The sequence below is a fragment of the Patescibacteria group bacterium genome, assembly GCA_041662665.1.
Classification (GTDB): domain Bacteria; phylum Patescibacteriota; class JABMPQ01; order JABMPQ01; family JAQVVF01; genus JAQVVF01.
Window position 1 is genome coordinate 71,306 of the sequence record JBAZSC010000003.1, and the last position, 16,664, is coordinate 87,969.

At 31.9% G+C, this 16,664-nt stretch carries 14 protein-coding genes and 2 tRNA genes; 14 read left to right on the forward strand and 2 right to left on the reverse strand.

Annotated elements, in window-relative coordinates:
• Nucleotide 1: 1 nt before the first annotated feature.
• The 7 genes from WC663_04885 (at nucleotide 2) to WC663_04915 (ending at nucleotide 8,357) form a co-directional block, all read left to right on the forward strand.
• A complete protein-coding gene (locus tag WC663_04885; GenBank protein MFA6296666.1) occupies nucleotides 2-844 on the forward strand; it encodes a hypothetical protein in 843 nt (280 codons plus the stop codon).
• 76 nt (nucleotides 845-920) lie between these two features.
• Nucleotides 921-2,711, forward strand: coding sequence for a translation elongation factor 4 (gene lepA, locus WC663_04890; GenBank protein MFA6296667.1), 1,791 nt, complete (start codon nucleotides 921-923; stop codon nucleotides 2,709-2,711).
• A gap of 63 nt (nucleotides 2,712-2,774) precedes the next feature.
• Nucleotides 2,775-3,767 (forward strand): hypothetical protein, encoded by a 993-nt coding sequence (locus WC663_04895; GenBank protein ID MFA6296668.1) that lies wholly within the window; start codon nucleotides 2,775-2,777, stop codon nucleotides 3,765-3,767.
• Between the two features lie 283 nt (nucleotides 3,768-4,050).
• Nucleotides 4,051-4,638 carry a PH domain-containing protein gene (locus WC663_04900; protein MFA6296669.1) on the forward strand — a complete coding sequence of 196 codons (588 nt, stop codon included), beginning with the start codon at nucleotides 4,051-4,053 and terminating at the stop codon, nucleotides 4,636-4,638.
• Nucleotides 4,639-4,726: 88 nt separating this feature from the next.
• The gene (locus tag WC663_04905; GenBank protein MFA6296670.1) at nucleotides 4,727-5,122 is read left to right on the forward strand and encodes a septum formation initiator family protein; all 396 of its coding nucleotides are present in this window, start codon (nucleotides 4,727-4,729) and stop codon (nucleotides 5,120-5,122) included.
• 43 nt (nucleotides 5,123-5,165) lie between these two features.
• The gene (locus tag WC663_04910) at nucleotides 5,166-6,263 is read left to right on the forward strand and encodes a peptidylprolyl isomerase (GenBank protein ID MFA6296671.1); all 1,098 of its coding nucleotides are present in this window, start codon (nucleotides 5,166-5,168) and stop codon (nucleotides 6,261-6,263) included.
• Nucleotides 6,264-6,554: 291 nt separating this feature from the next.
• Entirely contained in the window at nucleotides 6,555-8,357 is a 1,803-nt protein-coding gene (locus WC663_04915; protein ID MFA6296672.1) for a chitobiase/beta-hexosaminidase C-terminal domain-containing protein, read from the forward strand.
• Between the two features lie 179 nt (nucleotides 8,358-8,536).
• Here the strand turns inward: WC663_04915 and WC663_04920 are convergent.
• Nucleotides 8,537-8,609: transfer RNA gene (locus WC663_04920), tRNA-Thr, on the reverse strand.
• 2 nt (nucleotides 8,610-8,611) lie between these two features.
• Nucleotides 8,612-8,682, reverse strand: a tRNA-Gly gene (locus WC663_04925).
• Nucleotides 8,683-8,838: 156 nt separating this feature from the next.
• Here WC663_04925 and WC663_04930 point away from each other — a divergent pair.
• The 7 genes from WC663_04930 to WC663_04960 all read left to right on the forward strand — a co-directional run bounded on the left by WC663_04930 (nucleotide 8,839) and on the right by WC663_04960 (nucleotide 16,649).
• Entirely contained in the window at nucleotides 8,839-9,921 is a 1,083-nt protein-coding gene (locus WC663_04930) for a host attachment protein (protein MFA6296673.1), read from the forward strand.
• A 106-nt stretch (nucleotides 9,922-10,027) separates the two neighbouring features.
• A complete protein-coding gene (locus tag WC663_04935) occupies nucleotides 10,028-10,927 on the forward strand; it encodes an NAD(P)H-hydrate dehydratase (protein MFA6296674.1) in 900 nt (299 codons plus the stop codon).
• Between the two features lie 89 nt (nucleotides 10,928-11,016).
• The gene (locus tag WC663_04940; protein MFA6296675.1) at nucleotides 11,017-11,844 is read left to right on the forward strand and encodes a presenilin family intramembrane aspartyl protease; all 828 of its coding nucleotides are present in this window, start codon (nucleotides 11,017-11,019) and stop codon (nucleotides 11,842-11,844) included.
• Nucleotides 11,845-11,853: 9 nt separating this feature from the next.
• Nucleotides 11,854-12,450, forward strand: a complete 597-nt coding sequence (locus tag WC663_04945; GenBank protein MFA6296676.1) for an HD domain-containing protein — start codon at nucleotides 11,854-11,856, stop codon at nucleotides 12,448-12,450.
• A 149-nt stretch (nucleotides 12,451-12,599) separates the two neighbouring features.
• Entirely contained in the window at nucleotides 12,600-14,711 is a 2,112-nt protein-coding gene (locus WC663_04950) for a chitobiase/beta-hexosaminidase C-terminal domain-containing protein (GenBank protein ID MFA6296677.1), read from the forward strand.
• A gap of 114 nt (nucleotides 14,712-14,825) precedes the next feature.
• The gene (gene trpS / locus WC663_04955) at nucleotides 14,826-15,872 is read left to right on the forward strand and encodes a tryptophan--tRNA ligase (protein MFA6296678.1); all 1,047 of its coding nucleotides are present in this window, start codon (nucleotides 14,826-14,828) and stop codon (nucleotides 15,870-15,872) included.
• 108 nt (nucleotides 15,873-15,980) lie between these two features.
• A complete protein-coding gene (locus WC663_04960; GenBank protein ID MFA6296679.1) occupies nucleotides 15,981-16,649 on the forward strand; it encodes a hypothetical protein in 669 nt (222 codons plus the stop codon).
• Nucleotides 16,650-16,664 lie beyond the last annotated feature (15 nt).

Sequence of the window (16,664 nt, forward strand, 5' to 3'; positions counted from 1 at the left end):
TATGACAGAAAATATTGAAGAAAAATTAGCGCAGATGAAAGATGTTGAGGCTCCTGAAATGAAAAGTGAAGAGCCTGGTTTAGAATTGGCAAAAGGTGAAGAAAATGATGCAATTGTCAAAAATTTAGATAAAATAGCGACTGCAGTTGAAGGTGATCAGGCTGTGACTAGAGGAGATGTTGATGATTTAAGAGAAGCTTTACAAAATATGGAAGTTGATTTCGGTGGAGATTCAGTGCCATTAGAGCAATTAAAAAATGATTCGGATATGCTTAATAATATAAAAGTGTGGCATGAAATTAGAGATAAAAATCTTCGTGGTGCTGATTTATGGCTAAGATATCGTCAATTAACAAGAATTACTCCCAAAATTTTGGAAACCATAATTGATCGTGAGCCCAAGGGAGTTTTGTATTTGGATAATTTGAAAGATTTATCGGATGAATCAGCAGAAGTTTTTAGGCGAAAAGATTTTATTGGTTCTATAGGATTACCGTCAGTTAAAAATATTTCTGATCAAGCTTTGGATGCTTTGACGGCAAATGGAAAGAATTCATTAGATCTTACTTCATTGAAAAGTTTGTCTGATAGACAAGCTATAGTTTTAATTAGATTAAAAGGTCATGTTCCAGAAGGAGAATCAAAGATAATTGAGTCGAAAATATTTTTTAGAGATTTGAAAGATGTTTCTGAAAAAGGATTACAGGCATTAGCAAAGATAGAAAGAATTAGTTTAGAGTTACCTAAAGAAATAGAAGATAAAGTTGATAAAAGACGTTCGAAGTTTCTGAAATTAATACATTGGATTGATAATGAGTTAAAGAAATTGAGACATTATAGATAAAAAAATATTTATAAAGATGGACAAGAAATGTCCTTTTTTATTGAAAAAATATCTGTTTTGATGTAAACTCTAGAATATGGTAAATGATATTAAAACAATTCGAAATTTCTGTATTATTGCCCACATTGATCACGGAAAATCAACTTTGGCTGATCGGCTTTTGGAATTGACAAATACGATTGAAAAAAGAAAAATGCAGGCGCAACTTCTTGATCAAATGGATCTGGAAAGAGAAAGAGGAATCACAATCAAATTACAGCCAGTTAGATTAAATTATAATTTGAATGGTCAAGATTACGTTTTGAATTTAATTGATACTCCTGGTCATGTTGATTTTACTTATGAAGTATCTCGTAGTATTGCAGCTTGCGAAGGAGCTTTACTTTTAGTTGATGCAACAAAAGGCGTGCAGGCCCAGACAATTGCAAATCTTTATTTAGCTCTTGAACATGATTTAGAAATTATTCCAATTATTAACAAAATAGATTTACCGAATGCAAATGTAGAAAAAGTTTGCAGAGAAATTATTCAATTATTAGGCTGTAAAGATGATGAGATTTTAAAAATTTCAGCAAAGACTGGTGAAGGCGTTCCTCAAGTTTTAGAAAAAATTGTTGAAAAAATTCCAGCTCCTGAAAAATCAGATAACGATGAATTAAAGTCATTAATTTTTGATTCTGTTTTTAGTGAATATAAAGGTGCAATTGCCTACATCAGAATTTTTAGCGGATCAGTAAAAATTGGTGATACTATAAAGATGATGTCAACAGGTAAAGAATCAGAAGTTTTAGAAGTTGGTGTATTTAAACCAAAACAAGTTGAAATAGATAAATTAACATCAGGAGAAGTTGGCTATGTTGTTGCTGGATTGAAAGAAGTTTCTGAATGTCGTGTTGGTGATACTATGGCATCTCCAAATATTACTGAGCCATTGCCAGGATATAAAGAAGTAAAACCAATGGTGTTTGCATCTTTTTATCCAGAGAATGCTGATGATTTTGATGGCTTAAAAGATGCTTTAGGAAAATTAAAATTAAATGATGCAGCATTGGATTATGAAATTGAATCTTCAAAAGCTTTAGGTAGAGGTTTTCGTTGTGGATTTTTGGGACTTTTGCATTTGGAAATTATTACGGAAAGATTAAAAAGAGAATTTGGTTTAACTTTGACAATTACTGTTCCATCTGTTGCATATAAAATAAATCTTAAATCAAAAAAACAAATTACAATATTTAGCGCTGCTGATTTGCCGGATTTGAGTTTGGTTGATAGCATTGCCGAGCCTTGGGTTTCGATGGATGTTATCTCGCCAAGCAATTATGTTGGAAAATTAATGGAGTTAATGCAATTTTATCGAGGTCAGTATAAAAATACTGAATATTTGGACGAGACAAGATCTATTTTGCATTATGATGTGCCTTTGGCGGAAGTAATTACTGATTTTTATGATAAATTAAAAAGCGTATCATCTGGATACGCATCAGTTAATTATGAGATTTCTGATTATAAGATTGAAGATTTGGCTAGGCTCGATGTTTTAGTTGCTAATGATTTGGTATTGGCATTATCTAGAATTATTCCAAGAGAAAGAGTACTTGCAGAAGCAAAAAGTATTGTTAAAAAATTAAAAAATGTTGTACCTCAACAAAGTTTTCAAGTTTCATTGCAAGCAGCAATTGGCGGAAAAATTATTGCACGTGAAGATATTAAGGCAATGAGAAAAGATGTTATTGCAAAATTATATGGTGGAGATGTGACAAGAAAAAAGAAATTATTAGAGAAGCAGAAAAAAGGAAAGAGAAAGATGAAGGAATTAGGACGTGTTAGGATTCCACAAGAAGCGTTTTTGGAAGTACTCAAAAAATAGAAGCAGAACGAACGCTGATTTCGAACGCTGATTTGGCGCTGATATATAATTAAAAACAAAAATATGAGAGAACAAATGGGAGAAGAAATAAAAGATGTTGGTGATGTGGAAAAAGAAAAATGGGAGCCTAGTTTGGAATTGGCTGAAGGAAATGAATTAGATAATGTTGTTGATGCGACAAATGATTTAGCAAAGAAAATCGAAGGTGATGAAAAAGTTACAGGTGATGATGTTTTGAAATTGAGAGAAGCTTTGGGAAAAATGAAAGTTAATGTTTATGGCGATGAATTGACAGTTGATGAAGTTAGAGAGATGCCTGATTTTAAAAGAGATATTGAAGATTGGAAAGAAATTATGAAAATGCCTGAACCTCAGCATAGAGGAGGAATTAATTTTTACCGAAGAACGGGGAGATTGACTTATTTGCCTGAAGATGTTGCGCAACGTTTTCTAGATTTTGATAAACTTGAAAAACCGCATAAATTGACAGACTTAAATTTGAAAAAAGTAAAAAGAATTTCTACAAAAACAGCTTCTTTGTTGGCAAAGTTTCATTTTTCTATATCTTTGGGGATTGAGGAATTAAACACTGATGTTGCTAGAGAGCTTGCTAAACATGAAGGTCATTTATTTTTAAATGGTTTAAAAAATATTGACAAAGAGACGGCCGAGATATTATGTCATAAGGAAAAATTAGTTTTATCGGGTTTGACGAATATGTCATTAGAGGTTGCAGAAATTTTATCTGATGTGCCGGCAACTGAAATTGATAAGAAGGAAGCATTTTTTGGAATTAATAGTAAAGTTTTTACTTCTTTGGAATTGATTAGAGTTTTAATGCGTCGTCCTGGATATATTGTTATAAATGGTTATTTTGTTGTAACGGCGGATGTTGCTAAAGAATTAATTTCTCATAATGGCAGTCTAAGAATTGATTATCTGGAAGATATTTCTGATGAGGCAATAGAAATATTATCTAAAAAAGATGACTTGTTAGTTTTTGATGCATCAGTAGATTCTTTAAAAAGGATTGAAGGTAAGATAAAGACCCTGTAGTATCTTTTTAAAACAAAAAAATAGCCAACTAAAAAAAGTTAACTATTTTAAAAATAAATTTAAATAAATAAATATTTTGTGCTATAATCTAAGTTAAGGCAGGAAAAATCAGCCAAGTTAATACAAGAGTGACTGTAACTCCGACAAGCACGATCCAAATAATTTTTTTCTTTAGTTTCGTTTGCATAAGATAATACGAATTTACGAATAATGCAAATGATACGAATATACGAATTCGTAAACTCATTCGAAAATATTCGAAAATTAATTAGTGTAAGTTATTATGTTTGAAGATTATTTTTCTCAAGATTTAAAACAAGATGAAGAGGTGGTCGTAATTTTCCGAAAAAGCTGGGGAAGTCGTCTCTTCTCTATTGTAAAAATAATTCTATTTTTTGCAATACCTTTATTGTTTTCTTTTGTTTTATTTAAACATTGGATTGGCGGAATCATATTCTTATTGCTCTTGTTATTTGCTGTTTTGTATACTTTATATGTGTGGATAAATTGGTATTTTGATAGTGTAGTGATCACAAATCAGAGAATTATTAAAGTCAGTCAAAAAGGACTTTTTAATAGGGCTGTTGAGGAATTTCCTTTGGATCATGTTGGAAATGTTAGCTACGAAATTCCTGGTTTTTTGGCAACTTTTTTCAAATATGGAACTTTAAAAATAGAAATGGATTATGGCAAGAAAACAGATTTAGAATGTTTGACTGGTCCAAGACAGACTCAAGACTTGGTTATTGAATTGTCGCGTTTAGCTCGCAAAAAGATTTCTGCAGAAGAATTGATTGAATTTATTTCTCGTGTAAAATGGGATGTTTATAAAAGAGAAGGCGGATTGCAGAAAAAAGAAAAGATTGAATAATTGCTTTTGTTAGATTGGTTAGACTAGTTAGACTGGTTAGACGAACTGTAAAATTAATAAAATTAGTAAAATTGAATTTGTTAAATTAATGAAGAAAAGGTTTTTAACAAAAAAATGGTCTTTGAGGTTGATAACTGTTTTTGGTTTGGTTTGTATTATTTTTATTGCAATGGGACTAGTGAGGGAATTGGTTAATCGGTATATGGTTAATCAGGAAATTGAAAAAATGCAAGCTGAAATTAATACTTTAGAAAGAAAAAATCAAGAATTGGGAGGCTTGGTTGATTATTTAAATACTGATGCATTTAAAGAAATTCAAGCTCGGCAAAATCTAGGAATGCAAAAAGATGGAGAGACAGCTGTTTCAATAGAATCAATGCCTGATAATATTAATACTGTTGCAGAACTTCCTCAAGATAATAATGATTCGTCTGATAAGACAAATATGGAAAAATGGTGGAATTATTTCTTTTCAAACAATTAACAATTAACTTTTAACAGTTAACACTAACAAATCATAAAAATATATGGAACAAAATTTTGAGAATCCTATCATGGAAAAACCAGTTGAAGAAAAAAAAGATGAAATGTTTTCGCAAATTCCAAAGCGTAAAACTAAAAAGATTTGGATTGTTTTGGGAGTTATTTTAGTTGTTGCTCTTTTAGGTTTTTTGGTTTGGAAATTTGGGTTGTCTGGAAATATAGGTGGAAGAATTTCAAAAGTATTGCCAATACCAGCTGCGAGAGTAAATGGTGGATTTGTAATGTCGTCAAAATTAGATAAAAATTATCAAGCATTGAAATTTTTTTATGATTCTCAACAAGGACAAACAGAAGAAAAAATCAGTGATTTAGATATTAAGAAGATGGCGCTAGATCGTTTAATCGAAGATGAAATGGTTAGTCAATTGTCAGAAAAATATGATATCAAAATTTCTAATGAAGATATTGATAAAGAATACAAATTAGTTTTGGAAGATTATGATTCTGAGAATGAATTAAAAAAAGAAATAAAAAGTTTGTATGATATGGATATTACAGAATTTAAACAAGAAGTTTTAAAGCCTTCTTTAATGTATGATAAATTACAAAAGTCATATTTAATGGATGACAAGATTGATAAAGATCGAAAATCAAAAAGCGATGAAGCAAAGAAAAAAGCAGAAGATGCTTTGGCAAAATTGAAAAGTGGAAAAGATTTTGCTGAATTAGCGAAAGAGATTAGTGAAGATAAATCAACAAAGAAAAATGGTGGTGATTTAGGTTTTTTTGGTAAGGATGAGATGGAGCTAGAATTTGAAACAGCATCTTTTAAATTAAATGTTGGTGAGACAAGTGAAATTATTAGAACTATTGAAGGATTTCATATTATAAAAGTTGATAAGAAAAAAGGTTCTGGAGATGATGAACAAGTCAAAGCTTCGCATATCTTTTTTAAAGTGAAAGATGATTTTGATCAATGGTTTTTAGATCAAAAAAAGAAATTGAAAGTCAAGATTTATGTTAAAGATATAAAATGGAATAAAGAGCAGTCAACGATTGAAGGATTGGAACAACAAGGTACAGAAGATGTTTCTGCTGATGATGTTGAGATTGAAAACGTGGAAGTGGAGCCAGTCAAGTAAAATAACAAAAATAACTAAATTATAAATAACAAAAATAAAATCCGTCTGAATGACGGATTTTGTGTTTCTACCTGGCTTTAGCCAAGGGGTCGTAGAGCTTTAGCTCTAGTTCGAAGGATATTTGTAAATTAAGAAAAAAAATATAATTGATGTAATATTTTGTGCTCCTTATTTTTATCTGTGGATAACTTTCTTCTTCTTCTTCTTCTTCTTCTTCTTCTTCTTCTTCTTCTTTGGTTGTGGTATAATATAATTAACTAAAATTTTTTATACAATAATAAAATAAAAAAAATGAAAAAATTAATCCGAAGAAACAGTTTAATGTTTTTAAGCGCTGTTTTTGTATTGGTACTTTCTTGCTTTGTTTTTTTGCAGAAAAATGTTCAGGCAGCAACTTGGCAGATTGAGACTGTGGATAATAGTTCGGATAATGTAGGTTCAGATAGTTCTTTGGCTTTGGATTCTTTTGGTAATCCAAGAATTAGTTATTTTGAAAATGAAAATAAAGCTCTTAAATATGCTTTTTGGAATGGATCTGCTTGGAATATACAAACGGTTGATGATACAGGTAGCGTTGGTCAATATACTTCTTTAGCATTAGATTCTTCTAACAATCCAAGGATTGCTTATCAAGATCTTTCGAATTATAGTCTCAAATACGCTTCTTGGAATGGCTCTGCTTGGGATATGCAGGCAGTTGATGAGACACATATTATTGCTCGCAGTATTTCTTTAGCATTGGATTCTTCTAACAATCCGAGAATTAGTTATTATGATTGGTTTAATGATGATCTTAAATATGCTTCATGGGATGGTTTCGTGTGGGATATTCAGATAATTGATGTTGGTCAGCATCCTTCTCTAGCTCTAGATTCTTTTAATAACCCACATATTAGTTATTATGATGCTACTCTTGATGATCTCAAATATGCATCATGGAATGGATCTGCTTGGGTTATAGAGACGATTGATTCAACAGGTGATGTTGGCGGAGATAATTCTTTAGCTTTGGATTCTTCTAATCACCCACATATTAGTTATTATGATGCTACTCTTGATGATCTCAAATATGAATCATGGAATGGATCTGCTTGGGTTATAGAGACGATTGATTCAACAGGTGATGTTGGCGGAGATAATTCTTTAGCTTTGGATTCTTCTAATAACCCACATATTAGTTATTATGATGCTACTCTTGATGATCTTAAATATGCATCATGGAATGGATCTGCTTGGGTTATAGAAACAGTTGATTCAACAGGTGATGTTGGCGGAGATAATTCTTTAGCTTTGGATTCTTCTAATAACCCACATATTAGTTATTATGATGCTACAAATGGTAATCTTAAATATGCTTTTGCTGATGTTACTGCACCAATTACAACTGCAAGTCCAGCAGGTGGCATATATTCTTCAACACAATCAGTGGTATTAACAGCTGTTGATGATTCTGCATTTACAACATATTATACAACTGACGGATCAGAGCCAACAACTTCTTCAACACAATATACTGTTCTAATTAGTATTTCTTCAGATACAACATTAAAATTCTTTTCCGTTGATATTTATGGTAATGTTGAGAATGTAGAAACTGAAATTTATGAATTTGATCGTATTATTTTAACTTCAGAATTAAATAATCAAGCTGTCACTAGTTGTGGTTTAAAATTCAAGTTTAAGAAATTGCCTACAAAGTTAACTAAAGATAAAAAATACTGGATTAAATGTAAAAAGACTAAGAAGTATCCTAGAAAATGGCAGAATGCAAAAAAGACTGCCTTGAAGAAATATTGGAAGATAACTACTAATCTCAGAAAATACAAAGTTAAAAAATCTTCACAGAAATTTAAGATTAAAGTAGCTTTTAAGTATACTAAAGCAGAATTTAAGAAGTTGAGGAAAAGAAATAGATTGGCAAAAGAAAATAATTTGTTTTTGAAATTCAAGATTAAAAAAGGAACTTGGAAATCATTATCTGATGTTTGGACTAATGCAAAGATCAAGCGTAATGTGAAAACGAATAGGTTCACTGTCACATATTTTACAAAGTTTCCTAAAAAGATTTATTATTTTGGGATTGGATTGAAATAACTTTTCTCTAATATTAAAAATTTTGTATTCCAAGATTTTTAATTCTCTAATCGGCTTTTCGAATGTTATCTTTAATAAAAACCCGTCGAGTGACGGGTTTTGTGATTTCTACCTGGCTTCAGCCAAGTGGTCGGAAAACTTTAGTTTTTAGTTCGAGAGATATTTAGATATTGGATATTAGCCACTTCCCGGGATCGAACCGGGGACCTTTGCTTTACGAAAGCACTGCTCTACCAACTGAGCTAAAGTGGCATAGCGGGTAATGAGAATCGAACTCACATATCTTGCTTGGGAAGCAAGCGCACTACCACTGTGCTATACTCGCTCATGATTCATTATTCTTAATTCATTATTCTTTAAGATTATACTTGATTTTTAAAATTTTGTAAATCATGCTAAAATGTAACTAGTGAATAGTAATTAGTAACTAGATTCGACGTACTAATTACTAGTTACTTATTACTAGTTAACAAAAAATATTATGTTGCAAAATAAAGACGTAACCAAACTTAACCGCTTACAAAGTGATAAAGAAGATGTTGTGACAATTTATTTGAATTGCGATCAAAGAAGATACAAGCCAGAAGAAATAGAAGAAAAATTAAAAGATTTATTGAAAATTGTTGGAGAAAAATTAGGTGCTGAAGAAACAAAGAAAATTGAAGAATGGATTGATTTAAGATTAGATAAAAAAGTTAAAGGCATGGCATTTTATGCTAGTCCGTCTAAAAATTTTTGGTCGATTTATAAATTTCCTTGTCCAATTAAAACAGGAGCTTATGTTGAAAAGAATGTTCATATCGAACAATTATTGCAAGTCTTGGATGAATTAGAAAGGTATTGTGTTGTAGTTTGTGACAAGGAAAAAGCAAAAATATTTACAGTTTTTTTGGGTGTCATTCAAGATTTTAGTTATATTTTTGATGAGTTTCCAGGAAAGCATGATCAAGGTGGATTAGCGCAACAAAATCAGGCTTCGCATACTGAAGAACATGTTCGTCAGCATTTGAAAAAAATTAATGAACAATTATTTAAGTTCTGGAAAGAAAAAGGATTTGATAGATTAATTCTAGCTGGATCAAAAGAGGTCTTGCCGGAATTAAAAAAAGTTTTGCATACGGAATTAAAAAATAGAGTAGTCGGTGAATTTTTTACAGAATTATTTAAGCCTAACGAACATTTTTTGGAGCAGTCTTTAGTAGTTCAAGAAAAAGTAGAAAGACAGAATGAAAAAAAATTAGTTGATGAATTAAATAACAGCTTGAACGGTCAATTAGCAGTTGCTGGTTTGAAAAAAGTTTTAGATGCAATTCAAGAAAGAGATATAAAAGCTTTATTAGTGGATTCTAAATTAAGTACAACCGGCAAGAAATGTCCAAATTGTGATTTTTTGGGATTGGATGAAGTTGTTTGTCCTTATTGCAGTTTTAAAACTGAAGATGTGAAAGATGTTGTTGATGAATTAGTTCAAAAAGCATATAGCCATCGCGCGAAAATAGAGTTTGTTGAAAATAATGAAGTATTAGCGGGAATGGGTGGGATTGGAGCGATGCTACGGTTCTAGTACTAAAGTTATAAAGTTTTTAAAGTTCATAAAGTAAAATTGTTAATTGCTAAATTGTTAGAATTATTTAACAATGGAACAATGGAACAATAAAACAATTTCGACTATGAAACCTATCGAGCAAGATAAATTATTATTTCCAGAAATTCTAGCTCCCAGACCAAAAGAAGCTCACAAAAAATCTGTTGGCAGTGTGATGATTGTTGCTGGATCTGATGGGATGTCTGGAGCAGCAACTTTATGTTCTGAAGCAACAATGCGTGCTGGAGCTGGAATTGTGCTTTTGGCATTTCCAAAAAGTTTGTCTGAAATTTATACAAAATTAATTCCAGAAGTTTTGACATTGCCTTGCGATGAGACAAAAGAAAAAACTTTGGCATTGTCATCTTTAGATAAAATTTTGGAAGAAGCAAAAAAATACGATGTGATTTTGATTGGTCCAGGATTATCTCAAAATAATGAAACAAGAAAATTGATTTGTGAATTGTTTAAAAATCTAAAAAATTTGCATAAAAATGTGGTTTTAGATGCTGATGGATTAAACGCTATTGCTGGTCAAATAGAATTATTAGAAAAATTAGGTGATAACAAAACTATTTTATTGCCTCATGCTGGTGAGATGGCGAGATTAACAAATAAAGATGTTGATAATATTCAAAGAGATCGAGAATGGCTAGTTAGAAAAAAGGCAAAAGAATGGAAATGTGTTTTAGTGATAAAAGGTTATGAAACAGTTATTTCTGATGGTGAAAGAGTAATAATTAATAAATCTGGCGGACCGGAATTAGCAACTGCTGGAACTGGCGATGCTTTGGCGGGCATGGTCGCTGCTCACTTTGCAGGAAATGTTAATCTGCCTTTTGAAGCAACTGCAACTGCTGTATATTTGCATGGTTTGGCTGGAGATATGGTTAGCAAAAAGTTAGGTGAACGTTCTGTTTTGGCGACTGATGTGATAAATATGTTGCCTGAGGTAATAAAGAAAGTGTTAAATAAGTTAGACTAGTTAGATTGGTTAGACTTGTTATTAGTTAAATTGCTAAATTGTTAAACTATTTTTTTGTTTCAATGTTTTAGTGTTTAAGTGTTTCTGTAATGGCAAAGTTTTCAAAAACATTTTTTATTTATGAAGCTGTTTTATTTTTGATAACGCAGTTTTTGGGTTTGTATCTTGGCTGGCGGCTTTTTCAAATTGAAGAAGTAAAAGAATTAGTAGCGAAGCAGTCATATTCATTATGGCAATTTTTAATTGCATTTGCTGTTGGAACTGTAGTTGTTTTATTTGTAATAAAATATGCAAAAAGCAGAATAATATTTTCTGGCTTTTTTTATATTTTGATATTTTTGGGTTGTGTTGCTTTTTTTGATGTTTTTGCTTTAGGATATTTAGGATTGGGTTTGGCTTTGTTGGTTGTAATATTGCGAAGATTTATGCCTTCTGTTTTGACACATAATCTGGCAATTATTTTAGCAATTTCTGGAATTAGTTCGTATATTGGTTTGTCATTTTTGCCTTTGCAAATAATTATTATGCTTGTTATTCTATCTATTTATGATTTTATTGCAGTTTTCAAAACTAAACATATGGTTTTGATGTTTAAAAAAATGATGGAAAATGGCGCTAATTTGTCAATTATTGTACCTAATAAATTGATCGGTTTTTTGGCTGGAATGGATAAAGCAAAGCCAGGTCAAGATTTTATTTTTCTTGGAACTGGAGATTTGGCTTTTCCAATTATATTTGCTGTTTCAGTTTTAAGAAATAGTTTGTTAAGTTCGATTTTAGTGATTGCTGGAGCTTTGTTGGGAGTGATGGCAATAAATATCTATTTTTATTTTAAGAAAGAGAGAACTGCTTTTCCGGCATTGCCACCAATAACAATTGGCTGTATAATTGGATATCTGGTTTCATTATTTTTTTAGCTAAAAAATATGTTGAGAAAAATGCCTAGTTTGTTGCAGATAAAAAGCTTTATGAAGAAAGTGGCGAAAGAAAATGGAATTTCGGAACAAGTTGATGAAACTTGGGATCATGAGACTCGAGTTTGGAAATTTGCAGAAAAAATTGCAAAATTAGCAATTAAAAATGGCAATAAAGTTGATTTGGATTTTTTGAAGATTGCTTGTTATACTCATGATTTGGGCAGAATGGTTTCTGGAAGCAAAGCTTCAAAGGAATTAGAGCCAGCAATTTTTCATGGAATGCGAGGTTATAAATTGGCGAAAGAGCAAGGTTGGCCAGAGAAATTGGCAAGGGTTTGCATTCGGCATATGGGAGGTATCGGACAGACAAAGGAAGTGAATAAAAAAATAGGATTAGGAAACAAAGATACTTTGGCAAAAACAATTGAAGAAAAGATTTTAGCTTATGCTGATTGTCGGACTTTTTTTAATGTAGAAAAAGGTAGGGCAGACATTTATCCTTTTGATGTAACTTATCGCAGATTTAAAGTTTATCCTAGAGCAGGAGAATTATTGTTAAAAAATAAAAAGTTTATTGATAAAATAACTGGTGGAAAATTGGATTAAAATGCGATAATATAAATGCGAGTTAAATAGATTAGACTGATTTGATAAAAAATAAAATTAATAAAATGTTTGATTGCTAGATTGTTGAATTGTTAAATTGTTAATAATTTAACAATGAAATAATTTAATAATTTATTGTAAATAATAAAATGACAAAATTTAACAAAATTTTTATTTGGAGCGTTGTTTTTGTGTTAACAATTTTTGGCTTGGCTAATTTTAGCCAAGCTAGAACATGGACGCAAAGCGGGACAGATGGATTAGGAGATACAGCTAATTGGAATTTCTATGGTTTTCAGACAATTGGCAATTCACTTTTTACGGGATCTTTGTATGTGGGTCCTGCTAATGGCGCTCAAGCTTTTACAACGTCAGATGGATCAACTTGGGTTTCAGTTGATGCAACTGGTTTTGGAGATGGCAACAATTATTCTTATGGAGGCGGAAATACAACATTTAACAATAATGTTTATTTTTGTTTGAGAAATATTACAACTGGAGCAGAGGTTTGGTCAACATCAAATACTGGCGTTTTGTCTGCTTCACAAGTTAATGTGGATGGTTTTGGAGCTGGCAATCAAAATGCTGATTGTTATTTCTTGAAAGAATATAAGGGTATTTTGTATGGCGGAACGGAAAATACAACTGCAGGAGGTCAAGTTTATGCTTATTCTAATGGAACAACTTGGACACAAACAAATACTAATGGTTTTGGCAGTATTAATAACGATATTTTTTATTCAGGTGAGGTTTTTAAAAACTACTTATATGTTGGAACACGCAATGCTACAACTGGCGGACAGATTTGGCGGACAGATGGAAGTACTTGGTCGCAGGTAACTGGCGATGCATTTGGAGTTGGCAATGCTAGTTATGGAATTATGACTCTGCAAACTTTTGGTAATTATCTTTATGCTGGTATTGCTAACAATGGCGGTGCGCAAATTTGGCGAACTAGCGATGGTGTTAACTGGACAAATACTGGTTTTAGCAGCACTTTTAGCTTGAGTATTCAAGGTATGTATGCAACTGACAATTTATTGTTTGCTGGGACCTCAAATCTTGGCAGTGGAGCAGGTGTTTTTGAAACAAGCGATGGTACAAATTGGATTCAAAATAATGTTGGAGGTTTTGGTACAAGCGGTATTATGGGCAATATTATAGTAAGGGGTATGGGGTTATTTGGCGATTATTTGTATGCTGGCGCATTTAAAGCTAATGGAGGTACAATTTGGAAAACCGATATAATTCCTCCGATTGTGACAGCTAGCCCAGATAATAAAGCTTCTAGAAAAAAGATTAAAGTGACATTATCAAGCAATGACAGTTCAGGATCAATTTATTACACAACTGATGGTTCAATACCGACAACTGGATCAAATTTGTATACTGGACAGATAACTTTTAAAAAGACTAAAATTTTAAAATTTATTGGTGTTGATACTGAAGGCAATGTGAGTTCAGTTCAAACGAAACATTATGTTGTAACAAGCTATCCATATTTATATAATACTAACAAAGAATTGCGCGAGAAGAATGGGACAATAAAATTTTATAATATTTCAACTTCTAAATATGGCAAGAAATTTAAGCCGTTTTCTTCTGGTTTGAAATATTTTACGGTTGCTGATCCAAATCAAGATAATAAGACAGAAATTATTGCAAATAATGGAAATGAAATTAAGTTTTATAATTCTAAAAGAAAGCTAAGATATACTTTGAAAAGTGCGAATGATTATTTAACATTTGGTGATATTAATAATAGCAAAAAAGAAAAAACTTTGATTGCAAAAGCTAAGACTTTAAAAATTTATAACAAGACAAGTTTAGAGAAAACATTTAATTTTTCAGAAAATATAAAAAGTATTGCAGTCGGCAGAGTATTGAAATATGATCAGCCTTTGATAATTGTTGGTTTTGATGATCAGATTAAATTATATAAATATAAAAATAAAAGTTTAGTTTTGAAAAAAACAAAGTCATTAAACTACAGTAAATTATTGGCTTATGATTTGGATACTAATGGAACTGATAACATTATTTATTCTAAAAACAAAAAAGTTTATGTATTAAATAAGAAGTTGAAGAAAAAGTTTTCTTTTAGCGCTGGCGGAAGTTTTTTAGCAGTAGCAGATGTCAATGATGACTATTTATTAGAAATTTTAGCAAGTACTGGAAAGAAATTAAAAACTTATTCAAATGAAGGAATTTTGTTGAATAGCAAAAAAGATAGCGGGAAATGGATTGGAGCAAGATTTTAAGGAGTTATTAGTTTTTTGAGATTTATGAGAATTAAAAGAGTACGAGAGTACTCTTTTAAAAATATTTAATTATATAATTGACAATAATGATTTAAAGATTTAAGATACTTTGAGATGTTTTCCCCAGATTGGGAAGGAGAGGAGGGAGAAATGACAGACAGAAAACAGGTAGTTCTTTCAGGAATTAGAGCGACAGGACAAATGCATTTGGGCAATTACCTTGGAGCAATGCGTCATTTTGTGGAATTAAGCAGAGATCCTAGCAAGCGATGTTTTTTCTTTGTGGCTGATTTGCACACATTGACGACTTTGAAAGATCGGCAACAAATGGCAAAGCATTTGCCAAATATCGTTTTGGATTATTTGGCTGCTGGAATTGATCCTAGGGTTGCAACTTTGTATGCTCAGTCATCTGTGCCAGAAATTTCCGAGCTTTTTTGGCTATTGTGCAATTTTATGCCAGTTGCTGATTTGTTGCTTTGTCCGTCTTACAAGGATAAGGCGTCCAAGAATCCTCAAATTGCTGGTTTGTTGAATTATCCAATTCTGATGGCTGCTGATATTTTGGCTCCCAGAGGCGAATTGATTCCTGTCGGCCATGATCAAATTCCGCACGTTGAAATGGCAAGACAGATTGCTCGTGATTTTAATCGAGAGGTTGAAGAAGAGCTTTTTGTAATTCCAGAACATTTGGGTGGCGAATCAATTACTGTGAAGGGGTTGCATGGTGAAGGAAAGATGGGTAAAAGTGAAAAGCCGGATTCAACTATTTTCTTGACTGATAGCTATGATATTGTTTGGGGTAAATTGCGGACAGCAACTACTGATCCAGATAGGAAAAGAAGAAATGATCCAGGAAATCCAGCAGTTTGCAATGTATTTACTTTGCACACACTTTTGTCTCCAGATGAGAAATTCCGAGAAATGGCCGAAGGTTGTCGAACTGCTTCGATTGGATGCATTGATTGTAAGAAAGAATTGATGATTCATTTGTGGAAATTGTTGGCTGAATTTCAAGCAAATCGCCAGCGAATTTTGCAGAATGGAGGCATTGATTATGTTAGGAATGTTCTGATTGAAGGTGGAAAAAATGCAAGGTCTGTGATTCAGTTTACTGTGCAAAGAGCACAAGAATTGATGGGTGTAGCAACTTATCTTTGATCTTTTTTTAAAGCGTATACACGCTTTTTTTATTGACTAAAAAAGCAGATAATAATAGACTTAAATATAAAGTTGTACTTTGACAACCCGAAAAGGGAGGGAAGAGAAATGCAAGAAGAAGCCGCGAAGTTTTATCAGCATTTGGAATATTTGAACGTTTTTAAGCCTTATCTTGACGCGAAAGCATACAATGATGTTGTTAGTCAAGCATTAAGAAAAACTTTGGCTGATCCATTTTTTCATGGTAGAAGAATCAGAGTTTTGGATTGTGGAACTGGTACAGGAAGAGGATTGATTAGATTGATTAAAGATGGCTTTTTGAGGAATGCATATATTGAAGCTTTTGATGTAGACAGAGATTTGTTGATGGGTATGCCTCGCTTGTTTGAAGAGCATGCTGTTTTGAATGGTTGGTCATACAAGCCTTTAGATTGTAAGGACCCAGCTAATTTTCAGTTCAGTATTACTTGTGAAAAAGAAGGTATTGATATTGTAGTGCATGGTTTTGTTTGTTCTGTTTATGATATTGGGTCAGAAATACTGCTTGAGGAAGTGGATTTGGTAATTGGTCAGGCTTTTATTGAACATGTTAATTCTCAGCTTGCTTATGGCAGACTATTAGGATTGCTGAAAAGCGGTGGGTTTGTCTATTTTTCTATGAACTGTGATGGATGGTTTTGTTATACTCCTTGTCCTCGTGGTTCTGAAGATAGAGATACTAAAATTATGAATTTGTTTAATGATTTGGCAATGAATGATCAGAACTATGGTAATTAATCTGGTGCAATCTAT

Bases quoted from the DNA above. Each gene is read 5' to 3' on its own strand.
- WC663_04885 (MFA6296666.1), top strand. From the start codon at position 2: ATGACAGAAAATATTGAAGAAAAATTAGCGCAGATGAAAGATGTTGAG.
- lepA (MFA6296667.1), top strand. From the start codon at position 921: ATGGTAAATGATATTAAAACAATTCGAAATTTCTGTATTATTGCCCAC.
- WC663_04895 (MFA6296668.1), top strand. From the start codon at position 2,775: ATGAGAGAACAAATGGGAGAAGAAATAAAAGATGTTGGTGATGTGGAA.
- WC663_04900 (MFA6296669.1), top strand. From the start codon at position 4,051: ATGTTTGAAGATTATTTTTCTCAAGATTTAAAACAAGATGAAGAGGTG.
- WC663_04905 (MFA6296670.1), top strand. From the start codon at position 4,727: ATGAAGAAAAGGTTTTTAACAAAAAAATGGTCTTTGAGGTTGATAACT.
- WC663_04910 (MFA6296671.1), top strand. From the start codon at position 5,166: ATGGAACAAAATTTTGAGAATCCTATCATGGAAAAACCAGTTGAAGAA.
- WC663_04915 (MFA6296672.1), top strand. From the start codon at position 6,555: ATGAAAAAATTAATCCGAAGAAACAGTTTAATGTTTTTAAGCGCTGTT.
- WC663_04930 (MFA6296673.1), top strand. From the start codon at position 8,839: ATGTTGCAAAATAAAGACGTAACCAAACTTAACCGCTTACAAAGTGAT.
- WC663_04935 (MFA6296674.1), top strand. From the start codon at position 10,028: ATGAAACCTATCGAGCAAGATAAATTATTATTTCCAGAAATTCTAGCT.
- WC663_04940 (MFA6296675.1), top strand. From the start codon at position 11,017: ATGGCAAAGTTTTCAAAAACATTTTTTATTTATGAAGCTGTTTTATTT.
- WC663_04945 (MFA6296676.1), top strand. From the start codon at position 11,854: ATGTTGAGAAAAATGCCTAGTTTGTTGCAGATAAAAAGCTTTATGAAG.
- WC663_04950 (MFA6296677.1), top strand. From the start codon at position 12,600: ATGACAAAATTTAACAAAATTTTTATTTGGAGCGTTGTTTTTGTGTTA.
- trpS (MFA6296678.1), top strand. From the start codon at position 14,826: ATGTTTTCCCCAGATTGGGAAGGAGAGGAGGGAGAAATGACAGACAGA.
- WC663_04960 (MFA6296679.1), top strand. From the start codon at position 15,981: ATGCAAGAAGAAGCCGCGAAGTTTTATCAGCATTTGGAATATTTGAAC.